The following is a 15,584-nucleotide window of genomic DNA, read 5'->3' on the forward strand; positions in this document are numbered from 1 at the left end:
CTGACCTCGCATGGGCACAAATCCCCCCGCCCGCTCAACGCCCTTTCCAGACAGGATCCCGCTTTTCCGCAAAGGCCCGCGCCCCTTCAAGCTGATCCTCGGACCCATAGAGGATATCCACCGTTTCAAGCTGGCGTTTGGTGATGCGGTTCAGGACATCCTGAAACTTGGCATCTTCGGCTTCGCGCACGACCTCCTTGATCGCGGCATAGACCAGCGGCGGACCCGATGCCAGAAGCTCAGCCAGCGCCCAGGCGCGGGGCATGAGCCCATCCGCCGGCAGGACTTCATTCAGCAACCCCCAGCCCCTGGCCTCATCGGCGTCGAACCAGCGACCGGTTAGCAAAAGCTCCATCGCGATGTGGTAGGGGATGCGCTTGGGCAGTTTGATCGAGGCTGCATCCGCCACCGTGCCCGAACGGATTTCCGGCAGCGCGAACGTCGCGTGATCGGCGGCCAGGATTATATCCGCGCTCAGGGCAAGCTCCAGCCCGCCACCACAGCAGATACCGTTCACGGCGGCAATCACCGGCTTGTTGAGGCCCCGCAACTCCTGCAAGCCGCCAAAGCCGCCAATGCCGTAATCGCCATCCACCGCGTCCCCCTCTGCGGCGGCCTTCAGGTCCCATCCGGGGCAAAAGAACTTCTCGCCCGCCCCGGTGAGGATTGCGACACGCAGATCGGGGTTGTCGCGAAAATCGGCAAAGACCTCTCCCATGCGGCGCGAGGTCGCCAGATCAATGGCGTTCGCCTTCGGGCGATCCAACGTCACCTCGAGGATCGTGCCCTTTGTGCGCGTCTTAACCGGGTCCATCGTTGGTCTCTCCTTCTATCGGGCCGATGCGCCTTGAGATGAGCGCATCCGCGGCAACAGCATGATCTGGCGTGCAGATCAGCGGGTTGATCTCAATCTCGTGCAAATACGCCGCATCGGCAATCACATAGTCCTGCACCGCCATGATCGTTTGGAGGATGGCGGGGATATACGCGGCGGCAGCCCCCCGGTAGCCCTCCAACACCGGATAAAGCCGCAGGGACCGCAGCGCTGCCATGACATCTTGCGCGCTGGCAGGGAGCAAAAGGCTGACGCGATCCTGCAACAGCTCGGTCAGCACGCCCCCTGCGGCCAGCGTCAGCACATAGCCATGGGCCGCGTCCCGCGTCACCCCGACCAGCAGCTCTGCCACCGCGCCCTGCACCATTTCTTCGACAAGGAACCGGTCGCCTGCCATCCCCTGCGCCGCGCGCGGCAACGCGTCCTGGGTCAGGCCCAATTTCACCGCGCCCGCCTCGGACTTATGCGCCAGACCTTCGGCCTTCAAAACCAGCGGGGCCGTCAGGAGGGTAGCCTGTTCCGCCAATGTCTCCCGCCGCGTGACAGCACCGCGCGGCACCGCAACGCCGTGCTGCTGCAGCCGCGCTTTTGCAGCCGCTTCGCTGATGACCTCGGTCGCGCCCTCCGGTGCCACGCCGAGCGGCGGGGCCGCCTTGGGTTTACCGATCTGCGCCGCAGCCGCCGCGGCGGCGATCGCTTCGCGCAAACCGCGCAGAGGTGTCACCCCTGCGACCTGCAGTTGAGCTGTCACATCCGCTTGCAGAAGTTCCGGCAGGGTTGTGACCACAGCCACCGGGCGGCCACTTTCGCGACGCACCGCGATAGCGGCCTGAGTTGCGCCCTCCCAGGCGCGCGCATCGGTGTGCGGATAGTCCAGAACGATCAGGACCAACCCGATATGCGCCGCGGCCATCGGCAGCCACGCGCGGGTCATCTTGTCCACGTTTCCCCAGATATAAGTGTTGTAATCCAGTGGGTTAGACAGGGCGACCATTGGCCCGAGTACGCTGGAGAGCGCCTTCCGCTGGGCCTCGGTCAAGGGGGGAAAACTGACCGCATGACCCTCTGCGGTATCGGCCACCAGGGAGGCCTCCCCTCCCGAGCAGCTGATTGACGAGAGCGTCGGGGCCTCCAGAGGGCCGTTGCAATGCAGCAGCATCAGCGTCTCCAGAAAGGTTGGCAGGTCGTGCACCCGCGCAATGCCCAAATGCCGCAACAGGGCATCGGCACCCGCATCGCTGCCCGCAAGCGACGCCGTATGCGAGACCGTCGCTTGCCGGGCTTGCTCGGACGCACCAACCTTGAGCGCCACCAGCGGAATCCCTCGGGCATGGGCTTTCAGGGCAAGCGCATGCCACAGAAACGTGTCCCCGAAGCCTTCGACATGCAGCCCTATGGCGGTGATCCGCGGGTCGTTCAGCAAAGCCAGCGCGATTTCCGCCTGACCGGTCTGGGCCATGTTCCCGCAGGTAATTGCAAAGGCGATCGGCAAGCCGCGTTGCTGCATGGTCAGGTTGATCGCGATGTTAGAGCTTTGCGTCAGGATCGCCACACCCCGCTCAACCGGCGCGCAGCCATGCTGATCGGGCCAGAGCAATGCCCCGTCCAGCGCATTGACGAAGCCATAGCAGTTCGGCCCGAGGATCGGCATCTCACCGGCGGCGGCAATCAGATCGGATTGCAGGCCGGACCCTGACGCGTCCTCTGCCGCCGCTTCCGAGAACCCCGAGGCAAAGCACACCGCACCCCCTGCCCCCATCGCTGATAAGGCCGCGACAGCATCAAGGGTCGCGTGCCGGTTCACCCCCAGAAAAACCGCATCCGGCGGATAGGGCAGATCGGACAGGGACGGCACCGCCGCGACCCCCTCAACCGGATCGGGACGGGGATGGATACGGAAGATGTCGCCTTCAAACCCCATCCCCAGCGACTGGCGCACGACCTGCTGGCACCAGGCGCCTCCACCGACAACGGCGATGGATTTGGGGCGTAGCAACCGCGAGAGGTCACGCGGTCCCTCCACCGCCCCTCTGGCAGGATCGTACTTGGATCTTGCAGGGGGCACGGATCAGGCCCCCAGCGCCCGCAAAAGATCGCGGCTGATGATATGACGCTGGATCTCGGAAGTGCCATCCCAGATGCGTTCCACCCGCGCATCGCGCCAGAAGCGTTCAAGCGGGTAATCATCCATCAGCCCCATGCCACCATGGATCTGAATTGCGGCATCGGTGACACGGGCCAGCATCTCGGAGGCGTAGAGCTTGGCGGAGGCGATCTCCCGGTTTGCCGGCAAGCCTTTGTCGAGCCTGTCCGCTGCCGCCAGCGTCAGCAAATCCGCCGCGTCAATCTCTGTCACCATATCGGCAAGCTGAAAACTGACGCCTTGAAACTTACCGATCTTCTGGCCGAACTGCGCGCGCTCGGCAGCATACGCCAGCGCATAGTCAAAGACCCGGCGCGCGCGCCCGACGCTCATCGCGGCGACGGTGATCCGCGTGGCATAGAGCCATGTGTTCATAACCTCAAAACCGCCATCCACCGCGCCCAGAACCTGCGCGTCGGGCAAACGGCAATCATCGAAATCAAGGATCATGTTCTTGTAGCCGCGATGACTGACAGAGTTGTATCCATCCCGAATGGTAAAACCCGGCGTGCCGCGATCCACCAGAAAGGCGGTGATCCGTTTCTTGGGTCCCTTCAGGGTCTGGTCCTCTCCTGTCGCGATAAAGACGATCAGGAAATCCGCATGATCCGCCCCCGAAATGAAATGCTTCGTGCCGTTGACGACCCAGTCGCCGCCTGCGCGCACCGCTGCGCATTTCATGCCCCGCACGTCCGATCCCGCTCCCGGCTCGGTCATCGCAAGCGCGTCCATCCGCTCGCCGCGCACGGCGGGCATCAGGTAGCGGTCGATCTGGTCTCCTTCGCAGGCCATCAGAATGTTTTGCGGGCGTCCAAAAAAATGCGTGAGCGCCATGGAACCGCGACCCAGCTCACGTTCCACCAGCGCAAATTCCTGATGGGTCAGCCCCGCACAGCCGACAGATTGAGGAAAATTGCAGGCGTAAAATCCAAGATCGATGGTCTTTTGCTTGATCTCCTGCGCGATGTCGGGCTGCACCTCGCCGGTACGCTCCACCAGAGCCTCATGCGGGTAAATCTCTCTTTCAACGAAGCTGCGGACGGTATCCGCGATCATCAGATGCTCGTCGGTCAAACCGTAAGATGTCATGGGGGCAGGCCTTGATGTTGGGGCGTAAAGGGTGCAGCGGGGGGCGGGCCGCTTACGTCCGGGGCACCAACCGTCGCGTGCTCGTCCACCGTTTGAGGTTCTCAACCGGCATCAGCGCCGACCGCAAACACCCGTCAACTGGCATAGCTGCTGCCTTCTTCATCCAGGATCGCTTTGAGCTCCGCCAGATGGCGGGCATCCTGCTCGGGATATGTTTCAAGCTCCTGCGCTGTCTTTTCCGCAACCTCATCGGACAGGACCCGCAGCGGTTTGCCGGTCTGCAACGCCATGATGTAGGTCATGCAGGCGCGTTCAAAGTAATACATGCGGTTAAAGGTGTCCGCGACGGTATCCCCGATAATCATGATGCCATGATTGCCCATCACCATGACTTTCTGCTTGGGGTCGTCAAAGAGTTGCGCGCAACGCACGCCTTCCTCTTCAAAGGCCAGCCCCCCGTAGTTGTCATCAATCACATATCGATTGAAAAACGTGCAGGCGTTCTGATCGACGGGGGGCAAGCGGCTGTCGGCCAGTGTTGCCAATGCGGTGGCGTATGGTGAATGCACATGCATGGCGCAGCGTGCGTGCGGGCAGTGTCGGTGCAGGCCGCCGTGCAACCCCCAGGCCGTGGGATCCGGCGCATCCGGCCCTTGCAGCGTCTCGGGATCATTTGCATCCACGACGATCAGATCCGAGGCCTTGATGCGCGAGAAATGCATCTGATTGGGGTTCATCAGGAACTTTGTGCCATCGTCGTTGATCGCAAGACTAAAGTGATTGGCGACCGCTTCGTGCATGTTGAGACGAACCGTCCAGCGAAAGGCGGCGGCAAGATCCACGCGCTCTTGCCAATGCTCCATGCTCGGGCGTGTTTCGGTTTGGGACATTCGGGCCTCCGTTCACGGTCACGCCCTTATGTGAACCATGCCTGAAAGCGGCGCGCTAGCCGAAAAGCGACAGAACGCGCCCCAACAACCTCTTTCGCTCAGAGCGGGCGGCTTGGCACCCAGGCGTAGCCATCGTCGCACAAAATGTAGGCTTCCCGCAGGCCGTGGGGTTTATCTGTCGGAGCTTGCAGGACCATTGCCCCGCGCGCCTCTGCGCGCGCAACGGCCTGATCGGGGTCGGTGTCGTAAAGGCGCAGCTCGACCCCGGCACCCCTTGGCGGGTTTTCCGGCAAGAGGTTCAGCAGCGGGTTTGCGTGGTAGGTGCCGTCACTATGCAACTGAAACACCTGGCCCCCGTAGGTCACGATCGCAAAATCCTCGCTCAGCCGGTGGATGCCCAGGTCAAACACATCCCCCAGAAAGGCTGCGGTCGCCCGGACGTCGCGCACCAGAACATTCACCCCGACACCGCGCAAAGACTTGCCAAAGTCCTCCGCCGAAACTGTTTCGTAGTCCATTTCAGCGCTCCTGTCTTGAACATCGGACCGCCCCGTGGCACGGAAGGCTATGACGCATGTTCCTGTCCCCTCATGGCCCGACGTCGCTGCCGATCTGATCGCCGTTGCGACCGGCAGGCAGCCTGCGGACCTGCTCATAAGAGGCGGCAAATGGGTCAATGTCCATACCCGCGAAGTGCTTGATAACCACGACATTGCAATCGTAGGAGGACGGATCGCCTGCGTGGTGCCGGATGCGACCAACTGCACGGGGCCGGACACACGGATTATCAGAGCCGAGGGGCGTTATATGATCCCCGGCCTTTGCGACGGGCATATGCATATCGAAAGCGGCATGCTCACGCCCGCTGAATTTGCCCGCGCCGTGATCCCGCATGGCACCACGTCGCTGTTCACCGATCCGCATGAGATCGCCAACGTGCTGGGGCTGGAGGGCGTCCGCATGATGCATGACGAAGCGCTGATGCAACCTGTGAACATCTTTACGCAGATGCCGTCCTGTGCGCCCTCCGCACCGGGGATGGAAACCACCGGCTTTGAGATCACCGCCGAGGATGTGGCCGAGGCGATGGGCTGGCCCGGCATCATCGGGCTGGGCGAGATGATGAACTTTCCCGGTGTCACAAACGCCGACCCCAAGATGCTGGCCGAAATCGCGGCGACGCAAAACGCCGGCAAAACCGTGGGCGGGCATTATGCCTCGCCAGATCTGGGCCCGGCGTTTGCAGGCTATGTGGCGGGCGGCCCGGCGGATGACCACGAAGGCACCTGCGAGGCGGATGCCATCGCGCGGATGCGGCAAGGGATGCGGTCGATGATCCGGCTGGGCTCCGCCTGGTATGACGTGGAGAGCCAGATCACCGCGATCACCGAAAAGGGTCTCGATCCGCGCAACATGATCCTGTGCACGGATGACTGTCATTCCGGTACGCTAGTGAACGACGGGCACATGAACCGCGTGGTGCGGCATGCGATTGAGTGCGGGTGTGATCCACTGGTCGCCTTGCAGATGGCCACGATCAACACCGCCACCCATTTCGGGCTGGAGCGCGAGATCGGCTCGCTCACGCCGGGGCGGCGGGCGGATGTGATCCTGACCTCGGATCTCGCCACGCTGCCGATTGAAACCGTCATCGCCCGCGGGCAGGTGGTCGCTGAAAACGGCACCTGCCTTGTGGACTGCCCGCATTACGACTGGCCCGCCCACGCCCGTGCGACCGTCCATGTGGGCAAACGTCTCGACGCCGCCGACTTTACCATCGATGCGCCGCATGGGGCCAATGCGGTCACGGCCAATGTGATCGGCGTGGTCGAGAACCAGGCCCCGACACGCGCCTTGAAATTCGAACTTCCCGTCACCGAAGGCCGCGTTCAGGCCACCGGAGAGGTTGCACAAATTGCCCTTGTGGAGCGGCATCGCGCCACCGGATCGGTCACGAATGCTTTCGTCGCAGGCTTTGGGTATCAGGGGCCCATGGCGATGGCCTCCACCGTCGCGCATGACAGCCACCATATGATCGTGGTGGGCACGGATGCGGGTAACATGGCGCTGGCGGCAAATCGTCTCAGCGATGTGGGCGGCGGGATCGTGATCTACAAGGACGGGCAGGAAATCGCCCTGGTGGAGCTGCCGATTGCAGGCCTGATGTCTGACAGCCCGGCGGCAGAGGTCGCCGCCAAGACCGAGCAGATGATGCAGGCCATGCGCGCCTGCGGCTGCACCCTCAACAACGCCTATATGCAGCACTCGCTGCTGGCACTTGTCGTCATCCCGGAACTGCGGATTTCCGATCTGGGGTTGGTGGATGTGCGCACGTTTGAATTCATCCCTGTATTAGAGCCACATTCATGACCGTTATCCTGACGCCCGATGCGCCCGCCGCCGAAGAATTTCACGATGCCGCCGCCGCTGTCGCCCGGCTCGAAGCGCTCTATACGCAGGCGACCGGGTTCCTGTGCGACCATTTCGTCAAGGCCATGGCCGAAGGGGCACCGGACGGGCGTGTCCGGGCATTTTACCCGCAGGTGCTGTTCAAAACCTCTAGCTACGCGCAGGTCGACACGCGGCTGAGCTTTGGACATGTCTCTGCCCCCGGCAGCTTTCGGGCAACGATCACGCGACCTGACCTCTTTCGCAGCTACCTGACCCAGCAGATTGGCCTGCTGATCGAAAATCACGGCCAACCTGTCAGCATCGGCCCGTCCAAGACCGCAATGCCGGTTCATTTCGCGGTGGCCAATGACGCCAGCATGACCGTTCCGCAGGAAGGCGCTGCCGATTTCACCCTGCGTGACTTTTTTGACGTGCCCGACCTCGGCACCACGAATGATGACATCGTGAATGGCACCTATGTCTCGCCCGACGGTGTCGGGCCGCTGGCGCCCTTCACGGCCCAGCGGGTGGATTATTCGCTGGCGCGGCTGTCGCATTACACTGCGACCGATGCGGCGCATTTCCAGAACCACGTGCTTTTTACCAACTATCAGTTTTACGTGTCGGAATTCGAAACCTACGCGCGGACACAACTGGATGATCCGGCCTCGGGCTACACGGCCTTTGTCTCGACGGGCAATGCCATCATCACCACGGGGGACCAGCCGCTGCCCTCGGCGGGCAAGACGCCCCAGATGCCGACCTACCATCTCAAACGCGCAGATGGCTCCGGCATCACGCTGGTGAACATCGGCGTGGGGCCATCCAACGCAAAAACCGCAACCGACCATATCGCGGTGCTGCGCCCGCATGCCTGGCTCATGGTCGGGCACTGTGCCGGGTTGCGCAACTCTCAGGCGCTGGGTGATTTTGTGCTGGCCCATGCCTACCTGCGCGAAGATCACGTGCTGGATGACGACCTGCCGCCCTGGGTGCCGATCCCTGCGCTGGCGGAGATACAGATCGCGCTGGAGCAAGCGGTTGCACAGGTGACCAACCTTGAGGGCTACGAGCTCAAGCGCGTGATGCGGACCGGTACCGTGGCGACCTATGATGACCGCAACTGGGAACTGCGCGATCAATCCGGTCCCGTGCAACGCCTCAGCCAGTCCCGCGCGGTGGCCCTCGACATGGAGAGCGCCACAATCGCTGCCAATGGTTACCGATTCCGGGTCCCTTATGGCACGCTGCTATGTGTCTCCGACAAACCGCTGCATGGCGAATTGAAACTTCCGGGCATGGCCTCGGACTTTTACAAGACACAGGTTTCGCGGCATCTGATGATCGGAATTCGCGCGATGGAACGTTTGCGCTCCATGCCGTTGGAGCGTATCCACAGCCGGAAATTGCGATCTTTCGAAGAAACGGCCTTTCTCTGAGGGGCGGAATACCCGAAAAATCGCAAAAATCAGCATGTTTTTAGTTAATTTTCTCTACTAATCGTTGTGTTCCCTCACAACATACGGGTAGATTCGCGGTATGAGGCCCTAGGACCGGGCAGCGAAGGAGAATAAAATGGCCAAACCAATGACAAAAACCCAGCTTGTTGCCGCACTGGCAGAGGAAATGGGAACAGACAAGAAATCCGCCGGCGGCGCTCTGGACGCCGTGTGCAGCCTTATCACACGGGAAGTGTCCGGTGGCGGTGCCGTCACACTGCCTGGCGTTGGCAAAATCTACTGCCGTGAGCGTCCCGAGCGTATGGTACGGAACCCCGCGACCGGCGAGCAATTCAAGAAAGACGCTGACAAGGTGGTCAAGATGACCATCGCAAAGGCGCTCAAAGACAGCGTGAACGGCTAATCACCGCATGCGTTAGACTTCAAGAGGCCGCCTCCGGGCGGCCTTTTTTCATTCCCCGTCGCGGCCGACCTGATCTCGCACCGGTCAGAACATGACCTCAGTCCAACTGGTCAATCGACGAAATCACCTGCCCCACCAGACCATACTCCAGCGCCTGTTGCGTGGTCAGCCAGAAATCGCGTGTGGTATCTGCGGCGATTCTCTCCGGCGTCTGCCCGGTCGCTTCGGCAAAGAGCTTGTCGAACCGCGCCCGCATGATCCGCAGCTGTTCGGCCTGGATCATCATATCCGTCACCTGCCCGCCGATCCCGCCGGAGGGTTGGTGCAGCAAGAACCGCGTATTTGGCAGGCAATACCGGTTCTCCTTCGCCGCGCCGATAAAGATCAGCGCACCGGCACTGGCCACCCAGCCTGAGCCGATGGTGCGCACCTTTGGGCGGATGAACTTGATGACATCATGCACCATGTCCCCCGATTCCACATGTCCGCCGGGCGAGGAGATATAGACGTTGATCGGGTCATCGCTTTCCTCGGCCAGCGCCAGCAAATGGGTGACCGTGCGCTGCGCCAGCTTGTCGTTGATCTCGCCGGCGACAATCACATTGCGACTTTTGAAGAACAGCGCCTCAATCCGCCCCTCACCGGATTTTGCGGGTGTCTTGCTGGTATCGTCGAGCATCGTTTCAGACATGGCATCTCTCCAAAGAATTAAACCTCTGCGGGAAATCTAACCGGCTGTGCGGGATTGTCCATCGGGGCAGGCGTCTTTCATCGGCATCTTGCCATCCTTCCCGAAGTGCGAAATGGTCCCGCCGGCAGGCAGACCCCTCGGAAAGGCCCTGATGGACATTCGTGCAATTCTGGCAGGTCTCGCATTTGCGATGATGTGGTCCTCGGCCTTTACCTCTGCACGGATCATCGTCACGGACGCCTCGCCCTTGGCGGCCCTCACGCTGCGGTATCTGATATCGGGTCTTTTGGGTATCGTGATCGCCCGCGCCATGGGTCAGACATGGCGCCTGACACCGGCCCAGTGGCGGGCCACCATCATTTTCGGCGTTTTGCAGAACGCGGTCTATCTGGGTCTGAACTTTGTGGCGATGCAGACCGTTCAGGCCTCTGTCGCGGCGATCATCGCCTCCACCATGCCGCTGCTGGTCGCGATGGCGGGCTGGGTGTTTCTGGGTGAGCGGTTGCGCCCCTTGGGCGTCGCAGGCTTGGTGGCTGGCCTGATCGGTGTGGGGCTTATCATGGGGGCCCGGATCACCGACGGGGTTGATCCCTTTGGGCTGGTGCTGTGCTGCATCGGTGTGATCGCGCTGACAGTCGCGACCCTGTCGGTGCGCGGCGCCACCTCGGGGGGGAACTTCCTGATGATCGTCGGGCTGCAAATGCTGGTGGGCTGTGCCGCCCTCGGCATTGCCACAGCGCTGTTCGAGACACCCAGCGTGACCCCAAGCTGGCGCCTGCTCGCCGCCTTTGCCTATACCACCGTCGTACCGGGCCTGATGGCCACTTTCGTATGGTTCTGGCTGGTCAACCGCATTGGGGCCACGCGGGCTGCGACCTTTCACTTTCTCAATCCGTTCTTTGGCGTGGCGGTGGCCGCCGTTCTGTTGGCCGAACCTTTGGGCGCACAGGATCTTGTCGGCGTGGGCATCATCACCTTGGGTATTCTGGCGGTCCAGCTTTCCCGCCAGCGTCAGAGATAAAACCCTTTCTCCCTGCGGAAAAGTGCCTTTAGGCTTTGCCGTGATTTGTGAAAGAGAGCCCCTTGCCCGCGACGGATACCCCCAGATCCTATGCTTTCGTCCTGATCCCCGGCTATTCTCAACTGGGGTTTTCCTGCGCACTCGAAGCGCTGAGCCTCGCCAATCGCCACCCGTCGGGTCAGACCTACTACAAGTGGCGGCTGTTGAGTGAAACCGGCGCCCCCGTGGCGGCCTACAACGGGGTGCGGATTACCGTGAACGGCGCGCTGACAGAGCTTGACCGGGAGGAGACGATTGTCATATGCGCGGGTGAAGACGTCGGCAGCGCGGTCTCCAAAAAGCTGCTGAACTGGCTCCGTCACGAAGTGCGGCGCGGAATGGATTATGGCGCGCTCTCCTCCGACACCTATGTGCTGGCGCTGGCCGGTCTGCTGGCGGGCAAACGGGTCACCACGCATTGGGAGTATCGCGCCGCGCTGACCGAAATCCTGCCCGACGTCATCATCGAAGATACCCTGTTTTCCATCGACGGGCGCGTTTTCACCACGGCGGGCGGGGCCGCATCGATGGATATGATGCTGGAGCGTATCCGGGCCGATCATGGCACCGATCTTGCGACATGGGTTGCGGATCAAATGGTCTATACCGACCCGCGACTACCCGACCATGCCCAGCGCACGACACTGAAAAACCGCCCGCAGGTGCGCCACGGCAAGCTGGCATTGGCGGTTCAGATGATGGAAAACAACGTCGAAGACCCGCTGAGCCCCGATGAAATCTCTCGGGCCATCGCCCTGTCGACACGCCAGCTGGAGCGGCTGTTTTCAAAGTACATGGGCCTGTCCCCCAAACGGTACTATCTCAGGCTGCGTCTGGAAAAGGCGCGTGACCTTTTGCGCCAGACCGACCTGTCCGTGACAGAGGTCTGTGTGGCTTGCGGCTTCAGATCGCTGTCGCATTTTTCAAAGACCTACCGCATGGCCTATGGTATCAGCCCGGGTCTCGAAGGAGACACAACAAAACTTGTCTGGCGCGGGAGCGTCTAAGGGCGGCGAAAGCTGGCGATAAGACCCCTGTCCCTGGCATGGGCGCTGTTCACCCCCGGCCCGTAGATCGGGATCTCTTCGATCTCAAATTGGTTGATACGCTCCCCAAAGGAGGCAAATTTTTCAGCAAAGCCGCGTGTGTCGTAGAGGTCTTGCTTGATGGTCAGCACAAAAAGCGCGCCGGGAGCCGCCACGCGCAGCAGCTCGTCCAGCGCCTCCGGGCCGACATGGCCGTGCGTGAAAGTACCTGCGCTGACAACGCCAGCATAAGTGCCGCTGTCAAAAGGAAGTCTGGCCGTCAGATCGCCTTGGATGAGCGCCCGGTAGACACCTTTGGCGCGGGCAACCTCCAGCATCTCCTCCGAGATGTCGAAGGCGTCACAGACCACATCGGCCCGGCGCTGAAGGGCCTGTGCCACCAGACCCGTACCTGCACCGGCATCGAGCACAGGCCCCGATCCGCCCCGCGCCTCAAACACGCGGGCGACATGATCTGGAAAGACATATTCCAACGCAGCCGCAAAGCTGTCGTCATAGGTCCTGGCCCAGTCCGCATAAAGCGCTTTGCTGTCCGCCGGTGTCCTGAGCGCATAAGCGGCCTTCACATCCAGAGGCTTGTCGGTCATTGGCAGCAGCACCTCCTACCGCCAGCCTAGCCCGGAACAGCACTGTCGAGCAATTGCTCGACAGCCTTAGTGATTTCATCCGACATCGGCTTGGTGCTGGAGCCCCAGGTCTGCACGATCTCTCCCTCGGGCCCGATCAGGACCTTGTTGAAGTTCCACCGCGGCACAAAGCCGGTCTCGGCTTTCACATCCTGATAAAAGGGATGCGCGCTCGACCCTCTGACATGGGTGATGTCGGTCATCGGCATATCGATCCCATAGTTGATTTCGCAGAATTCCTTGACCTCTTCGGCGCTGGCCAGTTCCTGATTGAAATCATCCGACGGGATCGCCAGAACGACCAACCCCGCATCGCGATAGGTATCGTAAAGCGCCTGCAGACCCGCATATTGGCCGGTGAAGCCGCATTGAGATGCGGTATTGACCACCAGCACCGGCTGACCCGACCACGCCGACATCTCCAGCGCGCCACCATCGATTGACGGAAAACTGTAGTCACGCATACCGGCCCAGGCGACCCCCGTCATCGCGACACTTGCCAGGATCGCTGTCAGTGCTTTCATTGCATCCTCCGCTGTTGCTTGGAGAGTGATGTAGCTCTGCTTTCGGGCCTGCCAAATCAGCTGGGCGGGCATGGGGCGTCAAAGCCGCAGTTTGGCCGATCCGTATAGCATCATGGCCATCATCATCGCAGCCCCCAACAGATAGGGGACGCGCAACGCAAGCTCGCGCCCGAGATCGGCCTCTACCGCCGATACGATCAACCCGCCCGCCAGCGCGCCGAGAGGCATCATGCCCCACCCAAAAAACCGGTAGAGCGAATTGACGCGCCCCAAAAGCGCATCCGGGATACGTCGCTGCCGGTAAGAGACCGTCACGATGTTCCACAGCAGGGCCGCGATCATCTCCAGAAACAAGGCGACAGCCGCAACCACCGGATTGGCGGTCAGCCCGATCACGACGAGCGGCACCGGAAAGAGCAGCAAGGCCAGTTGCACGCTTTTTTGCGCCCCGATCCGCGCCACGACCTTTGGCCCCAAAAGCCCGCCGACAACACCCCCGGCAGCCCCTGCGGTCATCAAAACCCCATGGCCGATCGCGCTGAGGTTGAGGATCTCCTGCGAGAACAGGATCAGGACCGTGATCGCCATGGTGGAGATCGCATTGATCAGCCCCAGCATGATGGCGAGCCGCAGAATGGTCGGATGCGCCCTCATCCACGTCCAGCCCTCCATGATTTCCGGAATGATACGCGTTGTCTTGCGGGCGGGCCTGCGCGGGATGGCCATGCACCAGACCAGCCAGGCCGCAATCGCAAAGGTGACCGCATCCACAGCGAAAGGCGCCGGCACCGCCAGAGCGATCAGAACACCGGCCAGAGGCGGGCCCACAAAGGAGCCCATGATCTGCTCGACGCTCCACATCTGGCCATTGGCCGCCTCAAGGTCGGCTTTGGCGACGACAGAGGGCAAGACGGTTTGTGCGGCGTTGTCCCGGACCACTTCCGCGGTGCCCAGCATCATCGCAAGGCCGGAAAGCGCCAGGATGTAAATCAGCGGGTCCTCTTGCAGCGGCAGATCCGGCGCGGAAAAGATCAGGGCGATCACGCCAATGGTGAGCAAAAAGCGAAAGGTATCCGCCTGCACCATTAAAAGCCGTCGATCCTGCCGGTCCGTCAGAACGCCCGCCGGAATCGAAAAAAGCAGCCAGGGCAGACGTGTCGCAAAAGCCACCAGCGCGATCAACGCAGGATCACGGGTGATGAGCGTTGCCAGCCAGGGAAACGCCAGCGCGGAGATCCCATCCCCAAGGTTGGAAATCGCGGTGGCAGAAAACAGCAATCGGAAGGGGCGGTTCGTTGCAAGCAGTCGCATGACCCGACTGTGCGGTCGGGTTTACGCGGAAGTCAATCGACGAAAGCCTGATCGGGGCGGCAAAAGCGGCGTCGTTTTCACTTCGCCCTTTTCTTTACGCAGATGTCCCCCATCTTAAGAGCCAAGACAGAAAGGGAGTGTCAGATGCCCACCTATACCAAATCGCAAGACGCCATAGACCGGCTGTCCCCCGAAGAATTTCGCGTCACCCAGCAGGACGCCACAGAGCGGCCGGGCACAGGCGCGCTTTTGCATAACAAGGAACCCGGTATCTACGTCGATATCGTGTCGGGTGAGCCGCTTTTTGCCTCGGCTGACAAATATGAAAGCGGCTGCGGCTGGCCCAGCTTTACCAAACCGATTGAGCCTGCCCATGTAACCGAATTGCGCGATGTCAGCCTCGGCATGGTGCGCACAGAGGTCCGTTCAACCCATGGCGACAGTCATTTGGGCCACGTCTTTCCCGACGGACCAAGCGACCGGGGTGGCCTGCGGTACTGTATCAACTCCGCGTCCTTGCGGTTTGTGCACCGCGACGACATGGAAGCGGAAGGCTACGGCGACTATATCAATCAAGTGGAGGATGTAACATGAGCCATGAACGTGCAGTGCTGGCAGGCGGATGCTTCTGGGGCATGCAGGACCTCATTCGCAAGCGCGAAGGCGTGATTTCCACGCGCGTCGGGTATACCGGCGGCGATGTCCCGAATGCGACCTACCGCAACCACGGCACCCATGCGGAAGGGATCGAGGTGATCTTTGACCCTTCGGTTTTCAGCTACCGGGACCTGCTGGAGCTGTTTTTCCAGATTCACGACCCCACGACGTTGAACCGGCAGGGCAATGACCGCGGGCTCAGCTATCGCTCTGCGATTTACTTTGAAGACGAGGCACAGAAACAGACAGCCCTTGAGACGATTGCCGATGTTGAGGCCTCCGGTCTCTGGCCTGGCAAGGTGGTCACCGAAGTGGCGCCGGTGGGCGATTTCTGGGAAGCTGAACCCGAACATCAGGACTATCTGGAGCGGTTTCCAAACGGGTATACCTGCCATTTCCCACGCCCCAACTGGGTTTTGCCAAAGCGCGATGCCGCGTCACAGGCCGCTGAATAGCCG

Annotated in this window: 16 protein-coding genes; 7 read left to right on the plus strand and 9 right to left on the minus strand. The window is 61.5% G+C overall.

Going from position 1 to position 15,584, the window contains the following annotated elements; translation table 11 throughout:
- Nucleotides 1-34 precede the first annotated feature (34 nt).
- From H7847_RS19635 to H7847_RS19655, 5 genes are all read right to left on the minus strand, one after another.
- Complete coding sequence (locus tag H7847_RS19635) at nt 35-814, minus strand: carnitinyl-CoA dehydratase (protein ID WP_227271181.1); 780 nt, start codon at nt 812-814, stop codon at nt 35-37.
- Nucleotides 801-2,900: an acetate--CoA ligase family protein gene (locus H7847_RS19640; RefSeq protein WP_227271182.1), complete on the minus strand. Its 2,100-nt coding sequence runs from the start codon at nt 2,898-2,900 to the stop codon at nt 801-803. Before H7847_RS19640 ends, H7847_RS19635 begins: the two co-directional genes overlap by 14 nt.
- Before the next feature lie 3 nt (nt 2,901-2,903).
- Nucleotides 2,904-4,067 (minus strand): acyl-CoA dehydrogenase family protein, encoded by a 1,164-nt coding sequence (locus H7847_RS19645; protein WP_227271183.1) that lies wholly within the window; start codon nt 4,065-4,067, stop codon nt 2,904-2,906.
- 134 nt (nt 4,068-4,201) lie between these two features.
- Entirely contained in the window at nt 4,202-4,957 is a 756-nt protein-coding gene (locus tag H7847_RS19650) for a class II aldolase and adducin N-terminal domain-containing protein (protein ID WP_227271184.1), read from the minus strand.
- A 98-nt stretch (nt 4,958-5,055) separates the two neighbouring features.
- Nucleotides 5,056-5,475 carry a VOC family protein gene (locus tag H7847_RS19655; protein ID WP_227271185.1) on the minus strand — a complete coding sequence of 140 codons (420 nt, stop codon included), beginning with the start codon at nt 5,473-5,475 and terminating at the stop codon, nt 5,056-5,058.
- A gap of 49 nt (nt 5,476-5,524) precedes the next feature.
- Here H7847_RS19655 and ade point away from each other — a divergent pair, with 49 nt between their 5' ends.
- The 3 genes from ade to H7847_RS19670 all read left to right on the plus strand — a co-directional run bounded on the left by ade (nt 5,525) and on the right by H7847_RS19670 (nt 9,211).
- Nucleotides 5,525-7,327 (plus strand): adenine deaminase, encoded by a 1,803-nt coding sequence (gene ade / locus H7847_RS19660; protein ID WP_227271262.1) that lies wholly within the window; start codon nt 5,525-5,527, stop codon nt 7,325-7,327.
- Entirely contained in the window at nt 7,324-8,787 is a 1,464-nt protein-coding gene (locus H7847_RS19665; RefSeq protein ID WP_227271186.1) for an AMP nucleosidase, read from the plus strand. The genes ade and H7847_RS19665 overlap by 4 nt, the downstream gene beginning before the upstream one ends.
- Nucleotides 8,788-8,923: 136 nt before the next feature.
- A complete protein-coding gene (locus H7847_RS19670; protein ID WP_227271187.1) occupies nt 8,924-9,211 on the plus strand; it encodes an HU family DNA-binding protein in 288 nt (95 codons plus the stop codon).
- Between the two features lie 97 nt (nt 9,212-9,308).
- Here the strand turns inward: H7847_RS19670 and H7847_RS19675 are convergent, their stop codons facing one another.
- A complete protein-coding gene (locus H7847_RS19675; protein ID WP_227271188.1) occupies nt 9,309-9,902 on the minus strand; it encodes an ATP-dependent Clp protease proteolytic subunit in 594 nt (197 codons plus the stop codon).
- A gap of 151 nt (nt 9,903-10,053) precedes the next feature.
- Here H7847_RS19675 and H7847_RS19680 point away from each other — a divergent pair, with 151 nt between their 5' ends.
- Nucleotides 10,054-10,923 (plus strand): DMT family transporter, encoded by an 870-nt coding sequence (locus tag H7847_RS19680; RefSeq protein ID WP_227271189.1) that lies wholly within the window; start codon nt 10,054-10,056, stop codon nt 10,921-10,923.
- A 62-nt stretch (nt 10,924-10,985) separates the two neighbouring features.
- Nucleotides 10,986-11,969: a GlxA family transcriptional regulator gene (locus H7847_RS19685; protein WP_227271190.1), complete on the plus strand. Its 984-nt coding sequence runs from the start codon at nt 10,986-10,988 to the stop codon at nt 11,967-11,969.
- Here the strand turns inward: H7847_RS19685 and H7847_RS19690 are convergent.
- From H7847_RS19690 to H7847_RS19700, 3 genes are all read right to left on the minus strand, one after another.
- Complete coding sequence (locus tag H7847_RS19690) at nt 11,966-12,595, minus strand: class I SAM-dependent DNA methyltransferase (RefSeq protein WP_227271191.1); 630 nt, start codon at nt 12,593-12,595, stop codon at nt 11,966-11,968. The two genes, H7847_RS19685 and H7847_RS19690, sit on opposite strands and share 4 nt — an antisense overlap.
- 26 nt (nt 12,596-12,621) lie before the next feature.
- The gene (locus H7847_RS19695) at nt 12,622-13,158 is read right to left on the minus strand and encodes a glutathione peroxidase (protein WP_227271192.1); all 537 of its coding nucleotides are present in this window, start codon (nt 13,156-13,158) and stop codon (nt 12,622-12,624) included.
- Between the two features lie 78 nt (nt 13,159-13,236).
- On the minus strand, nt 13,237-14,469 hold the full coding sequence (locus tag H7847_RS19700) for an MFS transporter (RefSeq protein WP_227271193.1): 1,233 nt from the start codon (nt 14,467-14,469) through the stop codon (nt 13,237-13,239).
- A gap of 144 nt (nt 14,470-14,613) precedes the next feature.
- Between H7847_RS19700 and msrB the strand changes: the two genes are divergently transcribed.
- Nucleotides 14,614-15,063, plus strand: a complete 450-nt coding sequence (gene msrB, locus H7847_RS19705; RefSeq protein ID WP_227271194.1) for a peptide-methionine (R)-S-oxide reductase MsrB — start codon at nt 14,614-14,616, stop codon at nt 15,061-15,063.
- Nucleotides 15,060-15,581, plus strand: coding sequence for a peptide-methionine (S)-S-oxide reductase MsrA (gene msrA, locus H7847_RS19710; RefSeq protein WP_227271195.1), 522 nt, complete (start codon nt 15,060-15,062; stop codon nt 15,579-15,581). The genes msrB and msrA overlap by 4 nt, the downstream gene beginning before the upstream one ends.
- Nucleotides 15,582-15,584: the final 3 nt, after the last annotated feature.

Source organism: Roseobacter weihaiensis (assembly GCF_020622345.1).
Lineage (GTDB): Bacteria > Pseudomonadota > Alphaproteobacteria > Rhodobacterales > Rhodobacteraceae > Roseobacter > Roseobacter weihaiensis.

What these genes read in the sequence shown, in the direction of transcription:
- H7847_RS19650 (WP_227271184.1), bottom strand. Translation starts at nt 4,957, where the DNA reads ATGTCCCAAACCGAAACACGCCCGAGCATGGAGCATTGGCAAGAGCGC.
- H7847_RS19665 (WP_227271186.1), top strand. Translation starts at nt 7,324, where the DNA reads ATGACCGTTATCCTGACGCCCGATGCGCCCGCCGCCGAAGAATTTCAC.
- ade (WP_227271262.1), top strand. Translation starts at nt 5,525, where the DNA reads ATGACGCATGTTCCTGTCCCCTCATGGCCCGACGTCGCTGCCGATCTG.
- H7847_RS19670 (WP_227271187.1), top strand. Translation starts at nt 8,924, where the DNA reads ATGGCCAAACCAATGACAAAAACCCAGCTTGTTGCCGCACTGGCAGAG.
- H7847_RS19690 (WP_227271191.1), bottom strand. Translation starts at nt 12,595, where the DNA reads ATGACCGACAAGCCTCTGGATGTGAAGGCCGCTTATGCGCTCAGGACA.
- H7847_RS19700 (WP_227271193.1), bottom strand. Translation starts at nt 14,469, where the DNA reads ATGCGACTGCTTGCAACGAACCGCCCCTTCCGATTGCTGTTTTCTGCC.
- msrA (WP_227271195.1), top strand. Translation starts at nt 15,060, where the DNA reads ATGAGCCATGAACGTGCAGTGCTGGCAGGCGGATGCTTCTGGGGCATG.
- H7847_RS19695 (WP_227271192.1), bottom strand. Translation starts at nt 13,158, where the DNA reads ATGAAAGCACTGACAGCGATCCTGGCAAGTGTCGCGATGACGGGGGTC.
- H7847_RS19635 (WP_227271181.1), bottom strand. Translation starts at nt 814, where the DNA reads ATGGACCCGGTTAAGACGCGCACAAAGGGCACGATCCTCGAGGTGACG.
- H7847_RS19680 (WP_227271189.1), top strand. Translation starts at nt 10,054, where the DNA reads ATGGACATTCGTGCAATTCTGGCAGGTCTCGCATTTGCGATGATGTGG.
- msrB (WP_227271194.1), top strand. Translation starts at nt 14,614, where the DNA reads ATGCCCACCTATACCAAATCGCAAGACGCCATAGACCGGCTGTCCCCC.
- H7847_RS19655 (WP_227271185.1), bottom strand. Translation starts at nt 5,475, where the DNA reads ATGGACTACGAAACAGTTTCGGCGGAGGACTTTGGCAAGTCTTTGCGC.
- H7847_RS19645 (WP_227271183.1), bottom strand. Translation starts at nt 4,067, where the DNA reads ATGACATCTTACGGTTTGACCGACGAGCATCTGATGATCGCGGATACC.
- H7847_RS19675 (WP_227271188.1), bottom strand. Translation starts at nt 9,902, where the DNA reads ATGTCTGAAACGATGCTCGACGATACCAGCAAGACACCCGCAAAATCC.